The following is a 19833-nucleotide window of genomic DNA, read 5'->3' as shown; positions in this document are numbered from 1 at the left end:
GACGACGCTACGGGCGCAGGCGGATGCTGCTCATCTTGAGGTCGTCGGTGCCTTCGAAGACGTACCTCAAATCGATCGTCTTGCCCGTGCACTGCAGGGTTCCGGCAATGTCTGCCTTGTTGCTGCCGTTCTCGGAGTTCACGCTGACCGAGTTGTAATTGGGTTTGCAGGAGTCATCAAGTTCAAGGCTGGCAATGCCGTCGATGAAGGACTGCTTGTCCAACTCGTCCTTCAAGGCCTGGTGGAGGTAGGTATCGTAGGCTTCTTCGGTCTGGCCGGAGACCACGAGCGTGGTGAACTCATCGGCCAGGGAGCGGGCCTTGGATGTCGAGTTGCCTACCACGTTGACCAGCAGGAGCACGCCCACGACCGCCAGCACAATAACGCCGGCCACGATCCCCAGCACGATCCAGAGCACTTTCCGGCTCTTTCCGGACGGGGGTTGCTGCGCATAATGCGGCTGCCCGTACTGCCCGGGCTGGTACTGGCCAGCTTGCCCGTACTGGCCGGGCTGGTATTGGCCCTGGGCGTAGGGCGCGGCGTTCGGCTCGCCGTAGGCAGGGCCTTGCCCGGGAGCAGCGGACGACGGCGGCTGTTGCCACTGCGGGGCCCCTGCGTTGTGCGGCGGGTACCCAGGCGCCGGTGGAACGGGTGGCGGGTTCTGGCCGGGCTGCCCCTGGTGCGCGTTGGGTTCCTGCGGGTTGCTCACTGTGTGCCCCTTTCGGCGGCCTGCGGCAGCGCCACCCTAGCCGGGGTCCTCTGGCCGGCCCCCGATGCGTCCCTTGAATCAAATCGCATGGAGAGTCACGGAGGCAACACGACCCACCGCTCTTCAGGCCTCTGAGTGCCGGCCCAGCAAGGGCTGGACCCGGTAGGGAATCATTTCCCGCATGGCCAGGGCAGTATCCGTCCGGTCCACGCCGTCACAGGCCAGGATCTTTCCGTTGATCCGGAAGAGATCCTCGGCGTCCAGCGCGACGACGCGGAGGAGCAGGTCGGCAGATCCCGTCAGTCCGAAGCCCTCCAGGATCTCGGGGATGTCGGCCAGTTCCCGGGCCAGCGAGGCAAGCTTCTGCTGTTGCACATGCACTGTAATGAACGCTGTCAACGGGTAGCCGAGGGCAACAGGGTTGATCCGCCGTTCAAAGGACAGGAAGGCGTGCTTCTTTTCCAGTTGCGCCATGCGGGCCTGAACGGTGTTCCGGGACAGGCCCAGCTTCTGCGCGAGGGCCACCACAGTACCCCGGGGGTCCTTGGCCATGGCGGAGAGCAGCCGGGTATCAGTGCCATCCAAGGGTTGCATAATGCGCAAGATTAGCACGGCCTAGCCGTCCGTGACATGGCACGATGCTCAATTCCAGCCCTGACAGTTGTACCGCCTGCATCTTGTGAGTAGGGTCACAAATAACCCCGGCGAAGGAGCCGGGGCGTCGGTCTGCGGCTGCACCACAAGTGCAGCGAAGCCGACACAAACGAGCCGGAAGGGTGCGATCACCTGTGTTGACGGATAAGGCGGGCAAGGGAGCGCAAAGCGCCGCCCGGGGCCCTGGGCAAAGTGCACACAGTCCACTCAGGACTGGAGGCGATCTGCTCCAGCTGGTTTCACCGGAAGGGGAACGGATCAGCCACCCCGAATTCGATCTCTGGGTCAAAGACATCGGCGATGAGCACCTTGCCTCCCTGTTCGAGGACATGGTGGTTATCCGTCGCATTGACACGGAGGCCACCGCCCTGCAGCGGCAAGGAGAACTGGCTTTGTGGCCGCCGCTCCTGGGCCAGGAAGCCGCACAGATCGGCTCCAGCCGCTCCCTGCGGGACGACGACTTCGTGTTCCCCAGCTACCGGGAGAGCGGGGTTGCCTACATCCGGGGTGCCCGGGTCGAGGAAATTGTCAAAGTATGGCGCGGCAACGCGTCCTACAGTTGGGACCCCCAGCGCATCAACATGGCCACGCCCCAGATCATCATCGGATCCCAGAGCCTCCACGCCACGGGCTACGGCATGGGCATCCAGTTGGACGGTGCAAACACCGCTGTCCTGGCGTACTTTGGCGACGGCGCCACCAGCGAAGGTGACGTGAACGAGGCCATGGTCTTCGCCGCCAGCTTCCAGGCACCCGTGGTCTTCTTTTGCCAGAACAACCATTGGGCCATCTCGGAACCCGTGCGGGTGCAGTCCCAGGTCCAGCTGGCCGACCGGCCCAACGGGTTCGGCATCCCCAGCATGCGCGTTGACGGCAACGACGTCCTGGCCGTCATGGCCGCGACCCGCCTGGCGCTTGACCGGGCACGCAACGGCGGCGGCCCGACCTTCATAGAAGCCGTCACGTACAGGATGGGGCCGCACACCACGGCAGACGATCCCACCCGGTACCGGGATGCGAACGAACTCGAAGACTGGGCTGCGAAGGATCCGATTCTCAGGATCCGCAAGCTCCTGGAAGCCAAGGGGTTGCTGACCGAAGACCTGGAAGCAAAGGTCAAGGCTTCCGCCGATGCCGTGGCAGCCCAGTTGCGGTCAGGCTGCATCAACATGCCGGACCCGGAGCCCCTGGACGTCTTCAACCACGTGTACAGCACGCCCAATTCCTGGATCGAACGCCAAAAGGACCACTACGCGCGTTACCTGAACAGCTTCAATGAAACCGCCGAGGAAGGTGCACGCTGATGTCCAAGCTCACGTTTGCCCGGGCCATCAATGCAGGCCTCCGCAAGTCGCTGGAGAACGATCCCAAAGTGGTCCTGATCGGTGAGGACATCGGCGCTTTGGGCGGTGTCTTCCGCATCACCGACGGTCTGCAGAAGGATTTCGGCAAGCACCGGGTCATTGATTCCCCGCTGGCAGAATCGGGAATTGTCGGAACTGCCGTGGGTCTTGCCTATCGCGGCTACCGGCCGGTCTGCGAGATCCAGTTCGACGGGTTCGTGTATCCCGCTTTCGACCAGATCGTCAGCCAGGTCGCCAAGATGCACTACAGGACCCAGGGGCGGGTAAAGATGCCCATAACCATCCGCATCCCGTTCGGCGGCGGCATCGGCTCACCCGAACACCACTCCGAGTCCCCGGAGGCGTACTTCACGCACACCTCGGGGCTCCGCGTTGTGGCGGTCTCCAATCCCCAGGATGCCTACACCATGATCCAGCAGGCCATCGCCAGTGACGACCCGGTGCTGTATTTCGAACCCAAGCGCCGCTACCACGACAAGGGAGATGTGGACGAGTCCCTGGAGTTGTCCGCTGCCCTGCCGATGGACAAGGCGGCGGTGGTGAACCAGGGGACCGATGTCACGCTGGTGGCATACGGTCCGTTGGTCAAGACCGCCCGGGACGCGGCCCAGGCGGCGGCCGACGAAGGTGTGTCGGTGGAGGTCATCGACCTCCGCTCGCTGGCCCCCGTGGACTACCCCGCGGTGGAGGCATCAGTCCGCAAGACGGGCCGTTTGGTGATCACCCATGAAGCCGGCCAGTCCGGCGGGTTGGGCGCTGAAATCGCCGCCAGCATCACCGAGCGCTGCTTCAACTATCTGGAAGCTGCACCCGTCAGGATCACGGGCTTCGACGTGCCCTACCCGTACTCCAAGCTGGAAATGCACCATCTTCCTGACCTGGACAGGATCCTGGATGGTGTGGACCGCACCCTTGGCCGCCCCAACTCGCTGAGTGGACTGGAAGGATGACCGCCGCCATGATCAAGGAATTCAGGCTGCCGGACCTTGGTGAAGGCCTGACCGAGTCGGAGATCCTGAGTTGGAAGGTGGCGGTGGGGGATACCGTGACCCTGAACCAGGTGATCGCCGAGGTGGAAACGGCCAAGGCAGTGGTGGAACTGCCGTCTCCTTTTGCGGGCAAGGTCGCGGCGTTGCACGAACAGCCGGGGACAGTGGTGGAAGTCGGCAAGCCCATCGTCTCTTTTGAAGTGGACGACGCCGGGTCCTCCAACGGCGGCAGCCCTGCCGGCGGAGCAGCACCAGCAGCGGTCAGCGGGGCGGCAGACACCGGCGACCAATCCGCCGTCGTGGACCAGGAAGCTGAAGCAGCCCCGGCCCCGGTAACCCGGCCCGTGGGTGCCCCCGCGCAGCGCGAGCCGAACCTGGTGGGCTATGGCGCAGTGATCGAACAGGGCGGGCGGCCGACCCGCCGGGCGCGCGTCCTGGGAAAGGCCGGGGCAACGCTTCCCGGCCCCGAAGCGCAGGAGGCCGGGGTGGCCGGAACGCCGGCCGAACGGCCGCGCTCCACCCCGCCGGTACGCAAACTTGCCCGGGACCTGGGCATCGACCTTGCCTCGGTACCCGGCACCGGGCCCGGAGGCCTCATCACGAGGGAAGACGTCAGGAGTTTCACCGCCGACGCGCCGGAAACCGCTGGTGCAGGGCCGGCTCTGTCAGAAGGACGGGAAACCCGCATCCCCATCAAGGGGGTTCGGAAATTCACCGCGGCCGCCATGGTGGAGAGTGCCTTCACGGCACCACACGTCACGGAGTTCCTCACGATCGACGTCACCGCCGGCATGGACTTGCTGGCCCGGCTCAAGGGAAGCAAGACCTTCGAGGGCTTAAAGCTCACGCCGCTGACCCTTGCCGCGAAGGCTGTCCTGATCGCGCTGCGGAACAACCCCACCCTGAACTCCCGCTGGGACGGGGAACGGCAGGAGATCGTTCAATTCAACTACGTCAACCTCGGCATTGCGGCGGCCACGCCGCGGGGACTGACGGTGCCGAACATCAAGGACGCCGAACAGTTGCCGCTGCGGGAACTGGCCTCGGCCATTGCTGAACTGACCGACACTGCCCGCGCCGGAAAGACAACGCCGGCGGAGCTTTCCGGTGGCACCATCTCCATCACCAACATCGGTGTTTTTGGCATCGATGCCGGGACACCGATCCTGAACCCGGGCGAGGCCGCGATCCTGGCCCTCGGTTCGGTCAGGAAAGCCCCCTGGGTGGTGGATGACGAACTGGCGGTCCGGCAGGTCATGTCCCTGAGCCTGTCCTTTGACCACCGCCTGGTGGATGGCGAGCAAGGGTCCCGCTTCCTCGCCGATGTGGGCGCCATTCTCTCCGATCCCGGCATGGTCATGACCATGGTCTGAGCGGTTGGGCCTGGGCTGCCCACCGCGGTGGCAGCCCAGGCCCGGCTTTAGTCCTCGGTGGGGGTCGTCCTGTTGCTGTGCACTGTCCGCCACGTATGTTCCGGCTCGAAACCCAGGAGCCTTCGGGCCTTGTCGATGGACAGCATGGTTTCGTGCCGGCCCAGTTCCTTCGAAACCTCGACGCCGGGAAACACTTCCGCCGCCAGCCCGGCGCTGCTTCGGGTCATGACGGTGTCGGCGGCCGCGATGATGAAGGCCTCGAACCCTGGCAGGCCGTGCTGGAGGGCCAAGGCAACGGCCTGGGCGCCGTCCCTGGCATCGATGTAGCCCCACAGGTTCCACTTGCGGAGGGCCGGGTCGGCGTCGAAAGAGGGGAACGCATCGTAGTCCTCGGGATCCATGACGTTGGAGAACCGCAACGCCGTGATACTGAGGTCCGGGTCCCAGCGGGTGAGCTGGACAGCCATCTGCTCTTCAAGGTGCTTGACCAGGGAATATGTGCTTTCCGGCCGGGCGGCATACTCCTCATCGACCGGAATGTACGGCGGATCGATGTCGAAAGGAAGCCCGAGCACCGTCTCGCTGGAGGCGTATACCACCTTCTTGATCCCGGCCCGGCGGGCCGCCTGGAACACGTTGTAGGTGGAGAGCATGTTGTTGTGGAAGATCGCGGCGTCCGGCGCAAGGCCCGGTGCGGGTATTGCCGCCAAGTGGACCACCGCGTCGAGGCCGCTGTGCCGGTCGTCCAGGCCGAGGATCACATCTGCTGCCTGCCCATAGTCGCGAAGGTCTACGGTGACAAAGCCCGCGCCCCGCCGGCCGTCCCGGTCCAAGTTGAAAACGTGATGGCCATCCTGCGTCAACCGCCGGACCACGCTCCTGCCCAGTTTCCCGCTTCCGCCCGTCACGGCAATCTTCATGATGCGCTCCTTGATGTGGCTCTGACCCATGGCTTTTCCGTTGCAAAACTGCAGTGTGATCCAGCCTATGGGCGCCGGTACCGGGTTTCAGCCCTTGAACCTGGCCCTGTGAGTCCCAGGCATGTCAGTCCCCCCGGGGTGCTTGGCCAGCAACGCTGCCACGGCCATGTGTTCCAGGATCGGGCGGGCGGAGCTTGCAGCGATTCTGCGGCCGTGCTGCCGGACGGAATGCGGAGTGGAATTGATCAGGCCAAAAGCTGCGTGGGCGCGGACGCGGAGGTCGGCAGCCTCCGTCCCGGCATGGATGTGGCCCAGGACCTCCACCCACACTTCCACATAGGCGCGCTGAAGGGACCTGACCTCCGCCTGGTCCTGGTCGCTGAGGCTCCCAAAGTCGCGGTCCTGGACGCGAATGACCTCAGGATTCCTCAGCGCGAAGTCCACGTGGAAGGAAACGAGGTCCCGCAGTGCCTTTGACGAATCTCCCGCCTCAGCTGCGACGGTCCGCCCGCCGCTAAGCAAATCGCGGCTGACGCTCAACAGGAGCTCGCCCAACACTGCCCGCTTGCCGGAAAAATGCCGGTACACGGCAGGGCCGCTGACTCCTGCGGCAGCGCCAAGGTCCTCCAGGGAGACCTGGCTGTAGCCGTATTCGGCAAAAAGACCGGCCGCCGCGGACAACAGCGCGGCACGCCGTTCCTCCTTGGCCTGGCTGCGCTGGGTCGTGGCACTGCGACCGCCCTGGATATCGGCGCGGGTTCCGTTCACATCTGTGGGGGGAGCTCCGGTCATTCTTCCTCCTTGGCACACCCGCACTGTGCTGGACATCACAGTTAATCCAGACTAACCTAAATTTCAGTTATGGGGCACTAACCGAAATGGTTTGGCGGGTATCGGCAGGGCCGGGAATGGATCAGTGGTCGATGGAGACAATCGCCAGCGTGGCAGGAGCCAACACCGGTTCCTTTGAGGCCACCATGGAAAAGCAGCTTGCGCTCGTCCAGGAATTGAAGGAGCGGCTCGGCAAGGCGGCGCTGGGCGGTCCGGAAAAATCGAGGGAGCGGCACATCGCCCGCGGCAAGCTTCTACCCCGTGAACGCATCGATTACCTGCTGGACGAAGGCAGCCCCTTCCTGGAGATCGCACCCCTGGCAGCCTACGGAATGTACAACGATGACTCGCCCGGCGCTGGGGTAATTGCCGGCATCGGGCTCGTCCACGGCCGTCACGTCCTGGTCATATCGAACGATGCCACGGTCAAGGGCGGGACCTACTATCCCATGACCGTCAAAAAGCACCTCCGGGCCCAGGAAATCGCCTTGGAGAACAATCTTCCGTGCATCTACCTTGTGGACTCCGGTGGAGCGTTCCTGCCGAAGCAGGACGAGGTGTTTCCGGACAAGGAGCACTTCGGCCGCATCTTCTACAACCAGGCCAGGATGTCTGCGGCGAAGATCCCCCAGATTGCCTCCGTCATGGGCTCCTGCACGGCGGGCGGTGCATACGTCCCTGCCATGAGTGATGAGACCGTGATCGTCCGCAACCAGGGCACCATCTTCCTGGGTGGACCGCCCCTGGTGAAAGCCGCCATTGGCGAGATTGTCACGGCAGAGGAGCTGGGTGGCGGCGATGTCCACGCGAAGATCTCCGGCGTGGCGGACCACCTTGCGGAGAACGACCAGCATGCGCTGGAGATCGTCCGCGACATTGTGGCGACGTTACCCAAGCCGGCCCCGCCGGCCTGGGACGTGCTCGACGTCGTCCTGCCGCCCGTCGTCGATCCCGCGGGCATGTACGGTGTGGTTCCCACGGACGTCAATGCCCAGTACGACGTCCGGGAGGTCATCGCACGGATCGTTGACGGATCGCAGTTCCACGAGTTCAAGAAGGAATACGGCACCACACTGGTCACCGGCTTCGCGCACCTGCATGGACACCCGGTGGGCATCGTGGCCAACAACGGCGTGCTCTTCAGCGAATCCTCCCTCAAAGGGGCCCACTTCATCGAGCTCTGCGACCAGCGCGGCATCCCGCTGGTCTTCCTGCAGAACCTGTCCGGCTTCATGGTCGGCAAGGACTATGAACAGGGCGGCATCGCCAAGAACGGCGCCAAGATGGTCACTGCCGTGGCGACCGCGCGGGTCCCCAAACTCACGGTGGTCATTGGCGGCAGTTTTGGTGCGGGGAACTACTCCATGTGCGGCCGCGCCTACTCGCCGCGGTTCCTGTGGATGTGGCCGGCGGCCCGCATCTCGGTCATGGGCGGCAACCAGGCATCGAGTGTCCTGGCAACTGTGAAACGGGACCAGCTGGCCGCGGCAGGGGAGGACTGGTCCGCCGAAGACGAGGAAGCCTTCAAAGCACCGATCCGGCAGCAATACGAGGACCAGGGGAGCCCCTACTACTCAACAGCACGGTTGTGGGACGACGGAATCATCGATCCCGCGGACACCCGCCGCGTCCTGGGCATGGCCCTCGATGTCGTTTCCCGCCGGCAACTGCCCGCGACCTCCTTCGGCCTCTTCAGGATGTGACCATGACCGTGCCGGCAACCACAACAATCCCTTTGCAGCAATCCACCAGGCGGCCTTTCGCGACTGTCCTCGTGGCCAACCGCGGTGAGATAGCCTGCAGGGTCATCGCTACGCTGAAAGACCTCGGCATCCGTTCCGTCGCCGTCTATTCAGACGCGGACAAGCACGCCAAGCACGTGGCGCTCGCGGACACCGCAGTAGCGATCGGCGGAACAGCGCCCGGCGACAGCTACCTCAAAATCGAGGCGATCATCGACGCCTGCCGCCGGACAGGTGCCGAGGCCGTCCATCCCGGATATGGTTTCCTGTCCGAAAACGCTGACTTCGCCAGGGCCCTGGACAAGGCAGGGATCACGTTCATCGGTCCGGGTATTGAAGCGCTGGACATCATGGGCGACAAGATCCGCTCCAAGAACCACGTGATGGGCTACGGCGTGCCCTGTACCCCCGGAATCGCGAAGCCCGGCCTGACTGACGAGGACCTGATCGAAGCAGCCCCGGGCGTCGGATTCCCGCTCCTCATCAAGCCCTCAGCAGGAGGCGGGGGCAAGGGCATGCACGTCGTGGAGAACCCGGAAGACCTCCCCGCCACGGTGAAAACGGCCCGTCGCGTTGCCGCCGCCGCTTTCGGCGATGACACGCTCTTCCTGGAACGGCTGGTGCGCTCACCCCGGCACATCGAGGTCCAGATCCTGGCCGACAACCATGGAAACGTCATCCATCTCGGCGAGCGTGAGTGCTCACTCCAGCGCCGCCACCAAAAAGTCATCGAGGAAGCACCATCAGCGCTCTTCGCCTCGCTTCCTGACGGAGAAGCACGGCGGGCCGAAATTGGGCAGGCGGCCTGCAACGCCGCACGATCGGTGAACTACAGTGGCGCCGGAACTGTGGAATTCCTGGTCTCCGATGAACACCCCGACGAGTTCTTCTTCATGGAGATGAACACCCGCCTGCAAGTGGAACACCCTGTCACCGAAATGGTGACAGGCGTCGACCTCGTGGAATGGCAGGTGCGCATCGCGGCCGGTGAGGTGCTCACGCTGGCGCAGTCCGACGTCGTGCTTAATGGCCACGCGGTGGAGGCGCGCGTTTACGCGGAGGTGCCCGAACGGAATTTCATGCCCTCCATGGGACGGGTTGTCGCCCTCGACGAAGCAGGCGGCGGCGGCGACAACGTCCGGATCGATTCAGCGCTTCTGCCAGGCCTGCAGGTTACCGGGGACTACGACCCCATGCTCGCCAAGGTCATCGCCTGGGGCCCGGACCGGCGAACGGCCCTGGACACACTGGATGCCGCCCTGGCGGACTACACCCTGCTCGGGCTCGATACCAACGTGGAGTACCTGCGCCTGCTGGTCAACGACCCCGACGTCCGGGCCGGTCATCTGGACACGGGGCTGATCGAGCGCAAGCTGCAGGGCATGGCGTTCAGGCACGTCGGAGCTAACGAACTGACGGCGGCGGCGGTATTCCTGTGGTTGCAGCGGCAAGGTTTCAGGCATGCCGGAGACGCGTGGGCTGCGCCCGACTCTTGGCGCGTAGGGGCGCCGGCTGCATGGACAACGACGTTTGGCCTTCCCGACGGCAGCATGGCGACCGTCGCGGTGACTGACCAGCAGGACGGTTTGAGGGTAGTCGTCGACGGCGGACCGGACGTCAGGCAGGAGGCCGCACCCGTTGCGGTGACCTCCGTGGACGGAGGGCGGCTGGTCCTGGAGATCGACGGCGTTCCCGCCACCTTTGCCGTGGGCCAGGAAACCGGCGTCCTGCACCTGGGCAACGACGGGTGGTCCTGCCGCCTCGGGATCCTGGATCGCGCCGAACGCCTCAAGCGGATACTGGCCGGGATCGCACGCCAGGAAGGCGCAGCCGATCCCGAAGTGCGCTCGCCGATGCCGGGAACGGTGGTCTCCGTCTCCGTGGCGGACGGGGACCCCGTGGAAGAGGGCCAGGTACTGCTGGCCGTCGAAGCCATGAAGATGGAACACCAGTTGGCGGCGACCGTTGCGGGAACCGTTCGCCTGACCATCAAAACCGGCGACCTCGTCAAAGCCGACCAGGTCCTGGCCACCATTCACGTTGCAGACGCCACCACAGACAAGGAAGTCCAGCCATGAGCACGTTCGACCTTTCGGATGAATACCAGGACCTTAGCGACTCCGTCCGCGAATTCGCGGACGACGTTGTGGCTCCCGTATCAGCCAAGCACGACGAAGAGCACAGCTTCCCGTACGAGGTAGTGAAGCAGATGGGGGAGATGGGCCTGTTCGGATTGCCCTTCCCCGAGGAGTACGGAGGCATGGGCGGGGACTACTTCGCCCTCGCCCTGGCCCTGGAACAACTGGGCCGGGTGGACCAGTCCGTCGCCATCACCCTCGAAGCCGGTGTATCGCTGGGGGCCATGCCTGTCTACCGCTTCGGCACTGACGAGCAGAAACAACAGTGGCTTCCGCAGTTGGCGTCAGGCCAGGCGCTCGCAGGCTTCGGACTGACCGAGAGGGAAGCAGGCTCGGACGCCGGTGGTACCAAGACCCACGCCCATGTGGAAGATGGCGAATGGGTCATCAACGGCAACAAGGAGTTCATCACCAACTCCGGCACGGACATCACCAGGCTGGTAACGGTCACGGCGGTCACCGGAAAGGAAGAACGCCCGGACGGGACCGTTAAGAAGGAGATCTCCACCATCCTGGTTCCCACGGACACCGCCGGTTTCAAGGCGGAGAAGCCGTACAACAAGGTGGGCTGGAACGCCTCCGACACCCATCCGCTGACACTGGACAACGTCCGCGTCCCGGAAGCCAACCTGCTGGGTGAGCGCGGCCGCGGCTACGCCAACTTCCTCTCCATTTTGGACGAGGGCCGCATCGCCATTGCCGCGCTTGCTACCGGGGCAGCCCAGGGCTGCGTGGACCTCTCGGTGAAGTATGCCAAGGAACGCAGCGCGTTCGGGCAGAACATCGCCAAGTACCAGGCCATCCAGTTCAAGATCGCGCGCATGCAGGCCCGGGCCCACACCGCACGCCTTGCCTACTACGACGCTGCCGCCCGGATGCTGGCGGGCAAGCCGTTCAAGACCGAAGCGGCCATCGCTAAGATGGTCGCAGGCGAGGCAGCCATGGACAACGCGCGGGATGCCACCCAGGTATTTGGCGGCTATGGCTTCATCAACGAATTCACCGTGGCCCGGCATTACCGGGACTCCAAGATCCTTGAGGTCGGGGAGGGCACCACGGAGGTCCAGCTGATGCTCATCGCCCGCGAGTTGGGTCTGTAACCGCAGGGGAAGGATCACCGATGATTGACAAGGTTGTTGCCAGCGCCGCGGAAGCGGTGAAGGACATCCCGGACGGTGCCTCGCTCGCCGTGGGTGGGTTCGGCTTATGCGGCATACCGGTCTCCCTGATAAATGCCCTTCACAGCCAAGGCACCACGGACCTGGAAACCGTGAGCAACAACTGCGGCGTGGACGACTGGGGCCTCGGGATTCTCCTCAAGGATGGCCGCATCCGCCGCACCATCAGCTCCTACGTGGGCGAGAACAAGGAATTCGCCCGTCAGTACCTCGCCGGGGAACTTGAAGTGGTCCTCACCCCGCAAGGAACACTTGCCGAAAAGCTGCGCGCCGGCGGCGCTGGAATTCCCGCCTTTTACACCAAAGCCGGCGTGGGGACCCAGGTCTCCGAAGGCGGACTTCCGCAAAAGTACGACGCCGACGGGAACGTTGCGCTGGCCTCTGCGCCGAAGGAGGTACGCACGTTCAATGAGGCGGACTATGTGCTTGAGGAGGCGCTCACTCCCGACTTTGGCCTGGTCCACGCCTGGAAGGGGGACCGGCATGGGAACCTCGTTTTCCATGCGGCGGCCATGAATTTCAACCCGTTGTGCGCCGCTGCAGCCAGAACCACCATCGCCGAAGTCGAGGAGCTGGTGGAACCGGGTGAGCTTGACCCGGAGCACATCCATACGCCGGGCATCTTCGTCCACCGGGTGGTGCTGGCGCCGTCCGCGGAGAAACGGATCGAGAAACGGACGGTGTCACTCCCGGGTGCGGGGGAGCAACAGGCGGGAGGAGCCTAGCCATGGAATCGAACACCTATCATGACGTGCCGCCCCGTCCGGAAGCCGTGCGGCACGAATACCGGCGTGCCGACGTCGAACATCACGAAGCCAAGGGCTGGACCCGCAACGAACTGGCCGCCCGCGTAGCCAGGGAACTGGTCAACGGCCAGTATGTGAACCTCGGTATCGGAATGCCCACGCTCATCCCCAATTACATCCCGGACGGTGTGGAGGTGATCCTGCACTCGGAGAACGGGATCCTGGGTGTCGGCCCATATCCGGCCGAGGACAAGGTGGATCCTGACCTCATTAACGCCGGGAAGGAGACTGTCACCACCAACGCCGGTGCTGCTTTTTTCGACTCCGCGACATCTTTCGGAATGATCCGCGGCGGCCATGTGGATGTCGCTGTCTTGGGCGCCATGGAAGTAGCGGCCAATGGAGACCTGGCCAACTGGATGGTCCCGGGCAAGATGGTCAAGGGTATGGGCGGGGCCATGGATCTGGTGTTCGGTGCCAAGAAGGTGATCGTCATGATGGAGCACGTGGACCGCAACGGACGGCCCAAGATTGTCAGGGAGTGTTCACTGCCCTTGACCGGGAAGGGATGCGTGGACCGCATCATTACGGACCTCGCGGTGATCGACGTCGTCAAGGACCAGGGCGAACCGCGGTTGGTGCTCCGTGAGTTGGCGCCGAACGTGACCCTGGAGGATGTCTTGGCTGCCACGGGTGCTGAGTTGTTCGAAGAAGACCAGGAACTGACTGTATGAGCCGGGTTGTGGAGCAACGGGGGCTGTATTACGACGAACTGGAAGAAGGCGTGGTGTACGCCCACAAGCCGGGCAGGACGGTGACTGAGACTGACAACGTCCTGTTCACCACCCTCACCATGAATTCGCAGGCGCTGCATCTGGATGCGGCCTGGAGCGCGGGGCAGCCTTTTGGCCAGCGGCTCATGAACTCGATGTTCACTCTCTCCACCATGGTGGGCCAGTCAGTGACCCAGCTGACCCAGGGCACCATCGTGGCTCAGTTGGGGCTCACGGATGTCACGTTCCCGCATCCGCTCTTTCACGGCGATACGCTGTACACGGAAACGGTGATCACCGGCAAGCGGCTATCGTCCTCGCGTCCCGGGCAGGGGCTGGTGACCATGCAGCACACGGGACGCAACCAGAACGGCGAGGTGGTGGCACTGGCCACCAGGACCTGCCTGATGTGGACCAAGGAAGCGCACAACGCCCAATCGTCCGATACCGCACAGTAGAACGCGCAGCAGCAAGGAAGTCCATGCCCTCTCCCGACGTCTTTCCCTTCACCATGGGCCCTGCCCTCCTGTTTTGCCCGGCAGACCGTCCCGAGCGCTTCGGCAAGGCCGCTGACCGTGCCGACGCCGTCATCCTGGATCTCGAAGACGCCGTGGCCCCGGCTGGGAAGGAGCTGGCACGCCGGGCGATCGTTGAGCAACTGGCGGATGCCGGCGCCCACTTGGATCCGGACACCACCATCGTCCGCGTGAACCCGGTGGGCACGGAGGATTTCCGGCTGGACCTTGAGTGCCTGGCGGAAACTCCCTACCGGACCGTCATGCTGGCCAAGGCGGAGGGTGCTGCGCAGCTGAAGGCCCTGGATGGCTATCGCGTGATCGCTCTCTGCGAAACGGCCGTCGGCGTCGTCAACGCGGTGTCCATCGCCGCCGAGCCGAACGTCGTGGCGTTGATGTGGGGAGCGGAGGACTTGCTCGCGTCCTTGGGCGGCCTTTCCAGCAGGAACGACGACGGCGGCTACCGTGCCGTGGCGCTCCACTCGCGGTCCGCTGTGCTGCTTGCCGCGAAGGCCGCAGGCAAGGAAGCCATTGACGCAGTGTACGTAAACATCCCGGATCTTGAGGGGCTCGGTGCAGAGTCCCGGGACGCCGTGGCCAGCGGATTCGGAGCAAAGGCCTGCATCCATCCTTCGCAGGTGGCTGCCGTACGGGAAGCCTACGCACCCACCCCACAGGCCGTTACCGCGGCGACGGAGTTGTTGGAGGCCGCATCAACTGCCGGCACCGGAGTCTTCCAGTACAAGGGGAAAATGATCGACGGCCCCATTCTCAAGCACGCCCAGTCAGTCCTCCGCCGCGCCCGTTAACCACCCGCGAGATGGCATTTGATGCCAATGCTTTGAGCAAACATTGTCATCAAATGCCATCTCGGCGGGGTTTTTGGGGTGCTAGGCGCGCACGGGCGCCGCAAGTTCCGTGAGAGGAACCGCGGCAGGGCGCGGGGCGGTGCTCGTGATGGCCACGGCCTGTCCGGTCTTGGCGCTTTCCAGAACGGATTCCATGACCTCCAAGGCGTGGAAGGCAAGTTCCCCACCGGCCCTCGGCTCCTGCCCTGGGGGTGTGGCGGCAAGGTCGGCAATTCCGAATCCACGGCCTGAATCCACGTAGCCGGCTGAGACGGGCAGTGTCTCCCAATCGGCTGCTCCCAGGGCAAACAGCTGCACGTTCCCGTCGAAGTGGTTGGGATCCGGCACCACCAGTGAGCCCTTCTCACCATGGATTTCGATGTTGGGGCTCTTGGTCTGGACCGCATCGAAGCTCATGAACAGCGTGGACAGCGCACCCGAGGCATGCACCAGCACGCCGGTGACGTGGGAGTCGATGTCCACCGGAACTTTTTGGCCCTCGCGGGGGCCGGAACCGATGGTCCGTTCATTCCGGGTGTGGCTCGCTGCGCCCACCACCGAAACCACCGGCCCCAGCAGGGTCACGAGGGCTGATACGTAGTAGGGTCCCATATCCAGCAGTGGTCCGCCTCCGGGCTGGTAATAAAAGTCCGGGTTCGGATGCCAGCGTTCATGCCCGGGAGTGGCCATGGTGGCGGTGGCCGAGATCGGTGCTCCGATCAAGCCGTCGTCGATCGCCTTGCGGGCGGTCTGGATACCCGTCCCCAGCACGGTGTCCGGTGCGCAGCCCACGGTCACACCCGCAGCCTTCGCGGCTGCAAGCACCTGCCGTGCCTCCTCGGTGGTGGCAGCCAGTGGCTTCTCTCCGTACACCGCCTTGCCTTCGCCGATGGCTCTGAGCGCGATTTCGGCGTGTGCCGCCGGGATGGTGAGGTTGAGGACCAGATCGACGTCGCCGGCGGCCAGCAACTCGTCCACGGTCACAGCACGGACGCCTTCATAGGAGTCCGCGACCGCCTGCGCACGCGCGTGGTCGAGGTCGGCAACAGCCACCAGGTTGACCGACTCCAGGCGGCGGAAGTTGGTGAGGTACTGCTCCACGATCTTGCCGCAGCCGATGATTCCGACATTCATGCGCCGGGTTGTGTTCAGCGGGTTGCCCACAGCATGCCCCTTTCAATGATGGTGCGGACATTGGAGTCCTCCAGGACTTCCACACGATGGCCGGGCGTGCAGACGAAGATCCTGCCTTTGCCCCACTGCCGGGTCCAGATGGCAGGCGACGTGACTTCCCGGTTCCAGGGGTCCCATTCGCGCACCTTCTGCGTGGTGGTGGCCAGGACGTCGATGTAGTCGTCGGCGAGGACCCAGTACTGTTCGGTGACCAGGTCGAAGTCCTCCAGGCCTGCGGTGATGGGGTGGTCCGCGGCGGCGGGAAGCATGTTCACGGTGTAGGGGACGTAGTTGTCCGACTGCTCACCGATCAGTTCATCCGGGTGTTTGCCCGGGTGGCAAGCGAACTGGCCGCCGATCAGGTGAAGGTAATCGGAGTTGTTGCGGTACGAATCGGCGATGCCGCCGTGCCAGCCGGCCAACCCGGTGCCGTTCTCCACGGCTGTCCGCAGCCCTGCGAATTCGTCCTTCTCGATGGTGGACATCGTCATGCACTGCACGATCAGGTCAACCGTGGCCATGTAGTCGGGATCGGCGTAGATCTTGGGGGACTCTTCGACCCGTACCTCGAACCCCTGGGCTTTGAGGTACGGGATGAAGAGTTCGGTGGCTTCCACCGGCTGGTGTCCGTCCCAGCCGCCGCGCACCACCAGCGCGCTCTTGTTGTTGGTTGTCATGGTTTCCTTCGTTTCGGGGCGTATCCGTCAAGGGGTTTTATCGTGTGGCGAAAGCGGCGTCGAACGCAGCGGCCGGTGGCTGGATGGAGGCGAGGTTGCGGACCATGGCAAGGGCCTCCGGGGCGCCCACCAGGCGGTCCATGCCTGCGTCTTCCCATTCGATGCTTGTGGGTCCGTCGTAGCCGATGGCGTTGAGCGTGCGGAAGATGGGTTCCCACACCACGTCGCCGTGGCCCGCGGTGACAAAGTCCCAGCCGCGCCGAGGATCGGCCCACGGCAAGTGGGAGCCAAGGCGGCCGTTGCGACCGTTGAGTTGACGGACCGATTCCTTCACATGGACGTGGAAAATCCTGTCCGCGAAGTCCTGAAGGAACATCACGGGGTCCAGGTCCTGCCAGATGAAGTGTGAGGGGTCGAAGTTCAACCCGAAGCCCTCACGGTGGCCGATGGCTTCCAGGGTGCGCTTGGCAGTCCAGTAGTCGTAGGCGATCTCGGACGGGTGGACCTCCAAGGCGAAACGGACGCCCACCTGGTCAAAGACATCCATGATCGGGTTCCAGCGGTCGGCGAAGTCCTGGTAGCCCCGCTCGATCATGTCCTCCGAAGCCGGGGGGAACATGGCCACGCACTTCCAGATGGAGGAGCCCGTAAAGCCTGTCACCGTCTTGACCCCCAGGCGGGCAGCGGCGCGGGCGGTGGTTTTCATGGCCTCGGCCGCCCGCTCCCGGACTCCTTCAGCCTTGCCGTCGCCCCAGACCTCGGGGGACAGGATGTCACGGTGCCGTTCATCGATGGGGTCATCGCACACCGCTTGGCCGGTGAGATGGTTGGCAATGGCTTGGACGGACAGCTGGTGCTTCTCGAGGATGTCGAGCTTGCCCTGGAGGTAGGCGTCGTCTTCCACGACGCGCTGGGGATCCAGGTGATCGCCCCAACAAGCGATTTCCAATCCGTCGAAACCCCATTCGCCGGCCAGGCGGGCCACCTCCTCGAAGGGGAGGTCGGCCCATTGGCCGGTAAAGAGGGTGATGGGTCGGCTCATGGTGTCTCCTTCTCGACGGTCTGCCAACGGCTGGCGTTGCCGGCGCTTGCTTCGACGGCGGCCAGCACCTTCTGGACCTGCAACGCATCAGCGAACGACGGCGAGGGCTGCTCGCCAGCGTGTATGGCATTCACAAGGTCCACCACCTGATGGGTGAATCCGTGCTCATAGCCCAGCCCGTGCCCCGTAGGCCACCAGTTGGCGGTGTAGGGGTGGGACGGTTCGGTGACCATGATCTTGCGGAACCCGGCGTCCGGCTCCAGGGAAGCGTCGTAGAACTGGAGGGAGTTCATGTCCTCGAAATCGAACGCCAGGGAGCCCTTGGTGCCGTTGAGTTCCAGGCGCATTGCATTCTTGCGGCCCAGGGCGAACCTGGTTGCTTCGAAGATGCCGATCGGGCCCGTGGCGTCCCCACCGGAGGTGCCGTCCGCCTGTTGGTCCGTGCCGGCGTCGTGGTTTCCGCTGAAGCGCGCGGTGAACAAAGCGGCATCATCCACAGTTACCGGGCCCTTGGGACCATCCGAACCCCCGTGGCCGCCCAGTCCCACGAAGTCGCCGGCCAGGGGACGCTCGGTGACGAACGTCTCCAACAGCGCAGAGACACCCGTGATGGTCCGTCCGGTGATCCACTGGGCAGCATCGATGCTGTGCGCGCCGATGTCACCCAGGGAACCTGACCCGGACTTCGACTTGTCCAAGCGCCACGTCAATGGTGCGTCTGCGTCGGAAAGCCAGTCCTGGAGGTATTGGGCCCGCACGTGGCGGATGTCGCCCAGCCGCCCATCCTCCACCATGCGCTTGGCCAACGCCAGCGCAGGGGTGCGCCGGTAGCTGAAGCCGCACATGGACAGTACGCCACGCTCCGCTGCGGCCTCCGCCACGGCAGTCATCTTCTCCGCCTCCTCCACGGAGTTGGCGAGGGGTTTCTCGCAGAGTACGTGCTTGCCGGCTTCGAGGGCGGCGATGGCGATGTCGGCGTGGGTGTTGCCAGGGGTGCAGATGTCGATCAGGTCGATGTCGTCCCGTTCGACCAGTGCGCGCCAGTCCGTTTCCACGGAGTCCCACCCGTACTTGGCGGCAGCAGCCCGGACCCCTTCCTCGTTGCGGCCGGCAACCGCGGTCAACTGCGGAGCGAGAGGCAAGTCGAAGAACCGTGGTGCGGTCCGCCAGGCGTGGGAGTGCGCAGCCCCCATGAACGCATAGCCCACCATGCCTACGCGGAGTGGTTTCTGTTCCGTCATCTGTGATTCCTTTCTACTTGCTGAATCCGGCGGTCAAGCCGCTGAGCAGTTGGCGGCGTCCTACCACGTACAGGACCAGGATGGGCAGGGTGCTCAGGACCACCGAGGCCAGGACGGCCGGTATGTTGACGCTGTACTCACCTTGGAAGGACCACAGGGCCAAGGGGAGGACGCGGAGGTCGGGACTTTGGGTCAAGACCAGCGGCAACAGGAATCCGTTCCACACGTGCAGGCCGTTGTAGATGGACACCGTGACGATTGCCGGCCGGGTGAGAGGCAGGGCAAGGCGCCACATGGTTTGCCATTCACTGCACCCGTCCAGCCGCATGGATTCGAAGAGTTCGTTGGGTACGTCCCGGATGAAGTTGGACAGGATCAGCACCGTCAGCGGGATGGCGAAGGCGATGGATGGAAGCATGATCGCCAGCAGGCTGTCGTACAGGTTCAGGCGGATGATCATCAGGTAGATGGGAATGATCGTTGCCTGCAACGGAATGGCGAGCCCCATCAGGAACATGCCGTTGACCAGCTTGAGGAACCTGCCTCCGCCGCGGACAATCGCGAAGGCTGCCATGAACGAGATCAGGACGGTAGGGACCACTGCCCCCAACGTGACCATGACGCTGTTCATGAAGTAGGCGGCAAAGTTCGACTCGAGCACCAACTGGTAGTTCTCAAGGGTGGGCGCCAGAGGCGGTGCCAGGGGGTTCTGGCCAAAGTAGCCTTCGGAGGTCTTCAGGCTGGTGATGACGATGTAGTAGACCGGAATGATGATCACGGCTAACCAGATCCATCCACCCAGGCCACCCGGTATGTTGAGGCGGCGCAGGCGCGTGCCCAGGCCTTGACGCTGTGCCGGGGGCTTGCTTGCAGCTCCCGTCCTGGGGGTCTCCTGCTGGTTTGTCAGTACGGTGCTCACC

Annotated in this window: 19 protein-coding genes; 10 read left to right on the top strand and 9 right to left on the bottom strand. The window is 64.2% G+C overall.

Features of this window, described 5'->3' with window-relative positions; translation table 11 throughout:
• Positions 1-7: 7 nt before the first annotated feature.
• Positions 8-709 carry a hypothetical protein gene (locus ACSVIE_RS13730; protein ID WP_426006753.1) on the bottom strand — a complete coding sequence of 234 codons (702 nt, stop codon included), beginning with the start codon at positions 707-709 and terminating at the stop codon, positions 8-10.
• 123 nt (positions 710-832) lie between these two features.
• Entirely contained in the window at positions 833-1303 is a 471-nt protein-coding gene (locus tag ACSVIE_RS13725) for an Lrp/AsnC family transcriptional regulator (protein WP_426006754.1), read from the bottom strand.
• 194 nt (positions 1304-1497) lie between these two features.
• On the opposite strand from ACSVIE_RS13725, the gene pdhA reads away from it, so the two are divergent.
• Genes pdhA through ACSVIE_RS13710 form a run of 3 tightly spaced genes read left to right on the top strand, consistent with a single transcriptional unit; the run spans position 1498 to position 5089 of the window.
• Positions 1498-2667 (top strand): pyruvate dehydrogenase (acetyl-transferring) E1 component subunit alpha, encoded by a 1170-nt coding sequence (gene pdhA, locus ACSVIE_RS13720; RefSeq protein ID WP_426006755.1) that lies wholly within the window; start codon positions 1498-1500, stop codon positions 2665-2667.
• Positions 2667-3677 (top strand): alpha-ketoacid dehydrogenase subunit beta, encoded by a 1011-nt coding sequence (locus ACSVIE_RS13715; RefSeq protein ID WP_426006756.1) that lies wholly within the window; start codon positions 2667-2669, stop codon positions 3675-3677. The genes pdhA and ACSVIE_RS13715 overlap by 1 nt, the downstream gene beginning before the upstream one ends.
• The gene (locus ACSVIE_RS13710; protein ID WP_426006757.1) at positions 3674-5089 is read left to right on the top strand and encodes a dihydrolipoamide acetyltransferase family protein; all 1416 of its coding nucleotides are present in this window, start codon (positions 3674-3676) and stop codon (positions 5087-5089) included. The genes ACSVIE_RS13715 and ACSVIE_RS13710 overlap by 4 nt, the downstream gene beginning before the upstream one ends.
• Positions 5090-5136: 47 nt before the next feature.
• Here the strand turns inward: ACSVIE_RS13710 and ACSVIE_RS13705 are convergent, their stop codons facing one another.
• Positions 5137-6009 (bottom strand): NAD-dependent epimerase/dehydratase family protein, encoded by an 873-nt coding sequence (locus ACSVIE_RS13705; RefSeq protein WP_426006758.1) that lies wholly within the window; start codon positions 6007-6009, stop codon positions 5137-5139.
• An 87-nt stretch (positions 6010-6096) separates the two neighbouring features.
• On the bottom strand, positions 6097-6801 hold the full coding sequence (locus ACSVIE_RS13700; protein ID WP_426006760.1) for an SACE_7040 family transcriptional regulator: 705 nt from the start codon (positions 6799-6801) through the stop codon (positions 6097-6099).
• A 131-nt stretch (positions 6802-6932) separates the two neighbouring features.
• Between ACSVIE_RS13700 and ACSVIE_RS13695 the strand changes: the two genes are divergently transcribed.
• Genes ACSVIE_RS13695 through ACSVIE_RS13665 form a run of 7 tightly spaced genes read left to right on the top strand, consistent with a single transcriptional unit; the run spans position 6933 to position 14741 of the window.
• On the top strand, positions 6933-8543 hold the full coding sequence (locus ACSVIE_RS13695; RefSeq protein WP_442424189.1) for a carboxyl transferase domain-containing protein: 1611 nt from the start codon (positions 6933-6935) through the stop codon (positions 8541-8543).
• A 2-nt stretch (positions 8544-8545) separates the two neighbouring features.
• A complete protein-coding gene (locus tag ACSVIE_RS13690; protein ID WP_426006764.1) occupies positions 8546-10660 on the top strand; it encodes an ATP-binding protein in 2115 nt (704 codons plus the stop codon).
• Positions 10657-11820, top strand: coding sequence for an acyl-CoA dehydrogenase family protein (locus tag ACSVIE_RS13685; protein WP_442424188.1), 1164 nt, complete (start codon positions 10657-10659; stop codon positions 11818-11820). Before ACSVIE_RS13690 ends, ACSVIE_RS13685 begins: the two co-directional genes overlap by 4 nt.
• A 20-nt stretch (positions 11821-11840) precedes the next feature.
• Positions 11841-12623 (top strand): CoA transferase subunit A, encoded by a 783-nt coding sequence (locus ACSVIE_RS13680; RefSeq protein WP_442424187.1) that lies wholly within the window; start codon positions 11841-11843, stop codon positions 12621-12623.
• Positions 12624-12625: 2 nt separating this feature from the next.
• Positions 12626-13378 carry a CoA transferase subunit B gene (locus tag ACSVIE_RS13675; protein WP_426006769.1) on the top strand — a complete coding sequence of 251 codons (753 nt, stop codon included), beginning with the start codon at positions 12626-12628 and terminating at the stop codon, positions 13376-13378.
• Positions 13375-13875 carry a MaoC family dehydratase gene (locus tag ACSVIE_RS13670; RefSeq protein ID WP_426006771.1) on the top strand — a complete coding sequence of 167 codons (501 nt, stop codon included), beginning with the start codon at positions 13375-13377 and terminating at the stop codon, positions 13873-13875. The genes ACSVIE_RS13675 and ACSVIE_RS13670 overlap by 4 nt, the downstream gene beginning before the upstream one ends.
• A gap of 23 nt (positions 13876-13898) precedes the next feature.
• Positions 13899-14741, top strand: a complete 843-nt coding sequence (locus ACSVIE_RS13665) for an HpcH/HpaI aldolase/citrate lyase family protein (protein ID WP_442424186.1) — start codon at positions 13899-13901, stop codon at positions 14739-14741.
• A gap of 81 nt (positions 14742-14822) precedes the next feature.
• Here ACSVIE_RS13665 and ACSVIE_RS13660 read toward each other — a convergent pair whose 3' ends face one another.
• Genes ACSVIE_RS13660 through ACSVIE_RS13640 form a run of 5 tightly spaced genes read right to left on the bottom strand, consistent with a single transcriptional unit; the run spans position 14823 to position 19832 of the window.
• On the bottom strand, positions 14823-15914 hold the full coding sequence (locus ACSVIE_RS13660; protein WP_442424185.1) for a Gfo/Idh/MocA family protein: 1092 nt from the start codon (positions 15912-15914) through the stop codon (positions 14823-14825).
• Between the two features lie 14 nt (positions 15915-15928).
• A complete protein-coding gene (locus tag ACSVIE_RS13655) occupies positions 15929-16630 on the bottom strand; it encodes a ThuA domain-containing protein (RefSeq protein ID WP_442424184.1) in 702 nt (233 codons plus the stop codon).
• 37 nt (positions 16631-16667) lie between these two features.
• Positions 16668-17672 (bottom strand): sugar phosphate isomerase/epimerase family protein, encoded by a 1005-nt coding sequence (locus ACSVIE_RS13650; protein ID WP_442424183.1) that lies wholly within the window; start codon positions 17670-17672, stop codon positions 16668-16670.
• Positions 17669-18913 (bottom strand): Gfo/Idh/MocA family protein, encoded by a 1245-nt coding sequence (locus tag ACSVIE_RS13645; RefSeq protein WP_442424182.1) that lies wholly within the window; start codon positions 18911-18913, stop codon positions 17669-17671. Before ACSVIE_RS13645 ends, ACSVIE_RS13650 begins: the two co-directional genes overlap by 4 nt.
• A 13-nt stretch (positions 18914-18926) precedes the next feature.
• The gene (locus tag ACSVIE_RS13640) at positions 18927-19832 is read right to left on the bottom strand and encodes a carbohydrate ABC transporter permease (protein WP_426006781.1); all 906 of its coding nucleotides are present in this window, start codon (positions 19830-19832) and stop codon (positions 18927-18929) included.
• Between the last annotated feature and the right edge of the window lies 1 nt (position 19833).

Source organism: Paenarthrobacter sp. NCHU4564 (assembly GCF_052156435.1).
Lineage (GTDB): Bacteria > Actinomycetota > Actinomycetes > Actinomycetales > Micrococcaceae > Arthrobacter.
This window is presented reverse-complemented; position numbering and strand designations above follow the sequence as displayed.

What these genes read in the sequence shown, in the direction of transcription:
- ACSVIE_RS13725 (WP_426006754.1), bottom strand. Translation starts at nt 1,303, where the DNA reads ATGCAACCCTTGGATGGCACTGATACCCGGCTGCTCTCCGCCATGGCC.
- ACSVIE_RS13715 (WP_426006756.1), top strand. Translation starts at nt 2,667, where the DNA reads ATGTCCAAGCTCACGTTTGCCCGGGCCATCAATGCAGGCCTCCGCAAG.
- ACSVIE_RS13710 (WP_426006757.1), top strand. Translation starts at nt 3,674, where the DNA reads ATGACCGCCGCCATGATCAAGGAATTCAGGCTGCCGGACCTTGGTGAA.
- ACSVIE_RS13705 (WP_426006758.1), bottom strand. Translation starts at nt 6,009, where the DNA reads ATGAAGATTGCCGTGACGGGCGGAAGCGGGAAACTGGGCAGGAGCGTG.
- ACSVIE_RS13700 (WP_426006760.1), bottom strand. Translation starts at nt 6,801, where the DNA reads ATGACCGGAGCTCCCCCCACAGATGTGAACGGAACCCGCGCCGATATC.
- ACSVIE_RS13695 (WP_442424189.1), top strand. Translation starts at nt 6,933, where the DNA reads ATGGAGACAATCGCCAGCGTGGCAGGAGCCAACACCGGTTCCTTTGAG.
- ACSVIE_RS13690 (WP_426006764.1), top strand. Translation starts at nt 8,546, where the DNA reads ATGACCGTGCCGGCAACCACAACAATCCCTTTGCAGCAATCCACCAGG.
- ACSVIE_RS13685 (WP_442424188.1), top strand. Translation starts at nt 10,657, where the DNA reads ATGAGCACGTTCGACCTTTCGGATGAATACCAGGACCTTAGCGACTCC.
- ACSVIE_RS13680 (WP_442424187.1), top strand. Translation starts at nt 11,841, where the DNA reads ATGATTGACAAGGTTGTTGCCAGCGCCGCGGAAGCGGTGAAGGACATC.
- ACSVIE_RS13675 (WP_426006769.1), top strand. Translation starts at nt 12,626, where the DNA reads ATGGAATCGAACACCTATCATGACGTGCCGCCCCGTCCGGAAGCCGTG.
- ACSVIE_RS13670 (WP_426006771.1), top strand. Translation starts at nt 13,375, where the DNA reads ATGAGCCGGGTTGTGGAGCAACGGGGGCTGTATTACGACGAACTGGAA.
- ACSVIE_RS13665 (WP_442424186.1), top strand. Translation starts at nt 13,899, where the DNA reads ATGCCCTCTCCCGACGTCTTTCCCTTCACCATGGGCCCTGCCCTCCTG.
- ACSVIE_RS13660 (WP_442424185.1), bottom strand. Translation starts at nt 15,914, where the DNA reads ATGAATGTCGGAATCATCGGCTGCGGCAAGATCGTGGAGCAGTACCTC.
- ACSVIE_RS13655 (WP_442424184.1), bottom strand. Translation starts at nt 16,630, where the DNA reads ATGACAACCAACAACAAGAGCGCGCTGGTGGTGCGCGGCGGCTGGGAC.
- ACSVIE_RS13650 (WP_442424183.1), bottom strand. Translation starts at nt 17,672, where the DNA reads ATGAGCCGACCCATCACCCTCTTTACCGGCCAATGGGCCGACCTCCCC.
- ACSVIE_RS13645 (WP_442424182.1), bottom strand. Translation starts at nt 18,913, where the DNA reads ATGACGGAACAGAAACCACTCCGCGTAGGCATGGTGGGCTATGCGTTC.